Origin of the sequence: Pseudocitrobacter vendiensis, from assembly GCF_943590815.1 — a bacterium.
Lineage (GTDB): Bacteria > Pseudomonadota > Gammaproteobacteria > Enterobacterales > Enterobacteriaceae > Pseudocitrobacter > Pseudocitrobacter vendiensis.
Genome location: NZ_CALSBS010000065.1, coordinates 1 through 5,405, shown reverse-complemented (window position 1 = coordinate 5,405; position 5,405 = coordinate 1). Strand labels below are relative to the sequence as shown.

The following is a 5,405-nucleotide window of genomic DNA, read 5'->3' as shown; positions in this document are numbered from 1 at the left end:
TGAAGGTACATATGATGAAAGATCCACTGTACACATTACAGCAATTACCGCAATGAAAGCTATCGTCCAAATTATAACAAATGTTCTCACAATTCCACCTTGTCAGTTGTAAGATAATCAATCATTGATTGGTGAACGTTCTGAATTGATAATTTTATATACGGTTGAACGCGCAATACCCATATGCTTAGCTATTTCAGTTGCTCCAGTTCCTTTATCATGCATAAATTTTATTTTATTCCTGTCTATTTTCCGTTTTCTGCCAAATTTAATTCCTTTAGACTTGGCCTCAATTCTTCCTTCATTTGTTCGTTCAAAGATGCGAGTACGTTCTGCTTGTGCCACTGCTGATAGAATTGTGACGATCATCTTCCCCATTTCTCCATCGGTACTGATCCCATCATCAATGAATCGGACTGCCACACCCAAGGTATCGAATTCTTTTATTAGTTGAATCATATCGGCAGTGTCACGACCAAGACGGTCTAGCTTCTTCACCAGAATGACATCTCCATCTTCCACCTTCATGCGCAACAGCTCAAGTCCTTCCCTGGCAGCTGAACTTCCCGATGCCTTGTCCGTAAAAATACGGTTGGCTTTTACCCCCGCGTTCTTAAGTGCTCTAATTTGAATATCTAGGGACTGCTGACTGGTTGAGACCCGTGCGTAACCAAAAAGTCGCATAAAAATGTACCTTAAATCGAATATCAGACACCTTGTGTCTATTATGGCAAAAATACGATTTAATAGACAGTCCATGCCTGCCGTTTTATGCTGTCTTATAAATTATAATATTTCGGACGGTTGCGAAATTGTTAATTCATGACCATCAGGCAGGGAGGCCGGTATGCCCGTCGATTTTCTGACCACTGAGCAGGAACTGAATTATGGTCGCTATGTTGCAGAACCCAATGACGTGCAGCTGGCGCGCTATTTTCATCTTGATGAGCGGGATCTTGCCTTCATTAACCAGCGGCGGGGAAGGCATAACCGGCTGGGAATTGCGCTTCAGCTCACCACCGCCCGTTTTCTGGGCACCTTTCTGACAGACTTAACCCGGGTTCTGCCAGGTGTTCAGCAATTTGTCGCGGTGCAGCTTAATATTCGCCGTCCGGAAGTCCTTACCCGCTACGCAGAACGGGTTACCACCCTCAGAGAGCATACTGCGCTGATTAAGGAATATTACGGTTACCATGAATTTGGCGATTTCCCCTGGTCTTTCCGCCTGAAGCGCCTGCTGTACACCCGCGCATGGCTCAGTAATGAGCGACCCGGCCTTATGTTTGATTTTGCCACCGCGTGGCTGCTTCAGAATAAGGTCCTGCTGCCCGGAGCAACCACACTTGTACGTCTCGTCAGTGAAATACGCGAACGGGCAAATCAGCGGCTGTGGAAGAAACTGGCCGCGTTGCCGGACAGCTGGCAGACCGCCCGCGTGACGGAGCTTCTGGACATTCCTGAGGGGCAGCGTACTTCACCGCTGGAGCAACTGAAAAAGGGACCGGTCACCGTCAGCGGCCCGGCATTTACCGAAGCGCTGGAGCGGTATATCCGGCTGCGAAACCTGGAATTTTCCCGACTGAATTTTACCGGTCTGCCTGCTATACAACTGCGTAATTTGGCCCGTTACGCAGGCATGGCGTCGGTAAAATATATCGCGCGAATGCCACAGCAGAGAAAACTGGCCGTACTCACAGCATTCGTTAAAGCGCAGGAGACTGCGGCGCTGGATGAGGCCGTTGATGTGCTCGATATGCTGATACTGGATATCACTCGTGCGGCGAAGAAAACGGGGCAGAAAAAACGGCTCAGGACGCTTAAAGATCTTGATCGTGCTGCGCTAATATTGGCGCGGGCATGTTCATTGTTGCTGGATGAACAGGCTGACGATGCTGAACTGAGGGAGACCATATTCAACAGCATACCGAAAAGCAGGCTGGCAGAATCCGTCAGCAAGGTAAATGAGCTGGCCCGGCCTCAGAACAACAATTTCCATGACGAAATGGTGGAGCAGTACGGGCGGGTAAAGCGCTTTCTTCCGGCGGTATTGCGCGACCTGCATTTCCAGGCAGCGCCAGCCGGAGAACATACGTTGTCCGCCATTCATTATCTGACCGAACTGAACGGCTCGAAAAAGCGCATCCTGGACAATGCGCCTGAACATATTATTACCGGCCCCTGGAAACGCCTGGTATACGATGCGGAGGGCCGGATACAGCGTGCCGGTTACTCGCTTTGTCTGCTGGAGCGCCTTCAGGATGCACTACGTCGAAGGGACATCTGGCTCGAAAACAGCGATCGCTGGGGAAATCCCCGCGAGAAGCTGTTGCAGGGGGAAGAATGGCAGGCTCAGCGGGTCCCCGTTTGCCGGGCGCTGGGACATCCCACTGATGGACATAAAGGCGTGCAACAGTTGGCGGTCCAGCTAGATGAAACCTGGAAAACCGTCGCATCCCGCTTTGAAGGAAATGCGGAGGTTCATATTTGCCATGACGGTAAACATCCTTCCCTGACTATCAGCAGCCTGGAGAAACTGGAGGAGCCAACATCGTTGCATCGTCTCAACAGTCGGGTAAGGCTGCTACTCCCGCCAGTAGATTTGACGGAACTGTTGCTTGAAATAGATGCCAGAACGGGATTTACACGTGAGTTTACGCATGTCAGTGAATCCGGGGCCCGGGCACAGGATCTGCACATCAGCCTGTGCGCGGTCCTGATGGCAGAGGCCTGCAATATCGGGCTGGAACCGCTGATAAAGCACAATATACCGGCGCTGACGCGCCACCGGCTTAGCTGGGTAAAACAGAATTACCTCCGGGCAGAAACGCTGGTCAGCGCCAATGCCCGCCTGGTTGATTTTCAGTCCACACTGGAGCTTGCTGGCCGCTGGGGTGGTGGCGAAGTGGCTTCAGCTGATGGCATGCGCTTTGTCACGCCGGTGAAAACCGTCAATTCAGGACCTAACAGAAAATATTTTGGTTCCGGACGTGGCATCACCTGGTACAACTTCGTCTCTGATCAGTACTCTGGATTCCACGGCATCGTTGTCCCCGGCACATTACGAGATTCCATTTTTGTGCTGGAAGGCCTTCTGGAGCAGCAGACAGGGCTGAATCCGGTTGAGATCATGACAGACACAGCCGGTACCAGCGACATTATTTTTGGCCTCTTCTGGCTGCTGGGATACCAGTTTTCCCCCCGGCTTGCCGATGCCGGTGAAGCGGTATTCTGGCGAGTGGATAAATCGGCAAATTACGGTGCACTGGACGAACTGGCACGTGGTTGTGCCGATCTGTCGAAAGCCGAGGATCAGTGGGATGAGATGATGCGAACCGCCGGTTCGCTGAAACTGGGCACCATTCATGCTTCAGAACTCATTCGCTCTTTGCTGAAAAGCTCGCGCCCATCAGGGCTGGCACAGGCGATCATGGAAGTGGGGCGCGTCAACAAGACGCTGTACCTTCTTAATTATATTGATGATGAGGATTATCGTCGGCGGATCCTGACGCAGCTAAACCGGGGGGAAGGCCGCCATGCTGTGGCGAGGGCGATCTGCTACGGGCAGCGCGGTGAGATCAGAAAGCGCTATCGTGAAGGTCAGGAAGATCAGCTGGGGGCACTGGGCCTGGTCACTAACGCAGTGGTACTGTGGAACACACTTTATATGCAGGAAGCCCTGAGCTGGATACGCAGTAATGGAGAAGAAATCGGGGTTGAAGATATCGCCCGGTTGTCCCCACTGATGCACGGGCATATCAATATGCTGGGGCATTATACGTTTACGCTACCGGAGGATATTTTGAAGGGGGAACTGAGAGAACTAAATTTCAATTTAAACAATGAATTAACTTCTTAGCGTACGTTTTCGTTCCATTGGCTCTCAAACCCCTTCTACAACCGGGCCCGGCGCCACAGTCACCTCGGCGGCGTCAGTCCGGAGGCCTTCGAACAGGCCTCGTCGTGAGGACAGAATTTGTCTACGGGCGTGGGGTCAGTCCAATCAACGGCTCGGAAGTGTCTAGATTATCCGTGGCGATTCAATTATTCTAAAGTTTTCGACCGCTATACACTCTTATCATTCTTTGTTAATCGTTTATTAAGATAATAAATATAAGGACGAAACCATGAACGATGTCATTCGTGACTTTTTCAAAATGGAATCAGCTGGTGGTATTCTTCTCGTGATTGCCGCGGCAATTGCGATGACCATTGCTAACTCACCGCTGGGCGAAACTTATCAATCTGTACTGCATACTTATGTATTTGGTATGTCAGTTTCTCACTGGATTAATGACGGCCTAATGGCTGTTTTCTTCTTACTCATTGGCCTTGAAGTTAAGCGAGAGCTGCTTGAAGGTGCGTTAAAATCAAAAGAAACCGCAATTTTCCCTGCGATTGCAGCGGTTGGCGGTATATTAACTCCTGCTCTTATTTACGTAGCCTTTAATGCCAACGATCCTGAGGCGATTTCTGGTTGGGCAATTCCAGCGGCGACAGATATCGCTTTTGCTTTAGGTATCATGGCGTTATTAGGTAAGCGTGTACCAGTAAGCCTAAAAGTGTTCTTGCTGGCGGTTGCTATCATCGATGATTTAGGTGTAGTTGTTATTATCGCGCTATTTTACACCGGTGACCTGTCGACCATGGCGTTGCTTGTTGGCTTCATCATGACTGGTGTCCTATTCATGTTGAATGCGAAGGAAGTAACAAAACTTACGCCATACATGATCGTCGGTGCGATCTTATGGTTCGCGGTGCTTAAATCTGGTGTTCACGCAACATTGGCAGGTGTAGTGATTGGTTTTGCTATCCCACTAAAGGGAAAGCAGGGCGAACATTCTCCACTTAAACATATGGAGCACGCGCTTCACCCATACGTGGCATTTGGTATTCTGCCTCTATTCGCATTTGCCAATGCGGGGATTTCGTTAGAAGGCGTATCGATGTCAGGTCTAACTTCAATGCTGCCACTCGGTATTGCTTTGGGTCTACTGGTTGGTAAGCCTCTAGGTATCTTTACCTTTAGCTGGGCAGCGGTAAAAATGGGCGTTGCTAAGTTACCTGAAGGCGTTAACTTCAAGCATATCTTTGCGGTATCTGTGTTGTGTGGTATTGGCTTTACAATGTCTATCTTCATTTCCTCTTTAGCGTTCGGAAATGTAAGTCCTGAATTTGATACCTATGCTCGACTCGGTATCTTAATGGGTTCTACGACAGCAGCATTACTTGGCTATGCCTTACTGCACTTTTCTTTGCCTAAGAAAGCGCAAGCGTAAGATAAAAATGAGCTATTTTGTAAAGCCTCCCAATCGGGATAACACCGATCAGTTAAGGCATTGATCAGTTGAACGATCCTACGGATGGTTAACAATACCCTCAGTACACTAATTGCTGAGGGTATTTTT

General features: G+C 49.5%; 3 protein-coding genes. 2 read left to right on the top strand and 1 reads right to left on the bottom strand.

Translation table 11 applies throughout. The features are described 5' to 3' along the window. Positions 1-117 precede the first annotated feature (117 nt). On the bottom strand, positions 118-684 hold the full coding sequence (locus NMC31_RS25770) for a recombinase family protein (RefSeq protein WP_057056002.1): 567 nt from the start codon (positions 682-684) through the stop codon (positions 118-120). Positions 685-847: 163 nt separating this feature from the next. Between NMC31_RS25770 and NMC31_RS25765 the strand changes: the two genes are divergently transcribed. Both NMC31_RS25765 and nhaA read left to right on the top strand, forming a co-directional pair. After that, entirely contained in the window at positions 848-3,856 is a 3,009-nt protein-coding gene (locus NMC31_RS25765) for a Tn3 family transposase (protein WP_001556712.1), read from the top strand. 268 nt (positions 3,857-4,124) lie between these two features. After that, the gene (gene nhaA / locus NMC31_RS25760; protein WP_001000602.1) at positions 4,125-5,276 is read left to right on the top strand and encodes a Na+/H+ antiporter NhaA; all 1,152 of its coding nucleotides are present in this window, start codon (positions 4,125-4,127) and stop codon (positions 5,274-5,276) included. Positions 5,277-5,405: the final 129 nt, after the last annotated feature.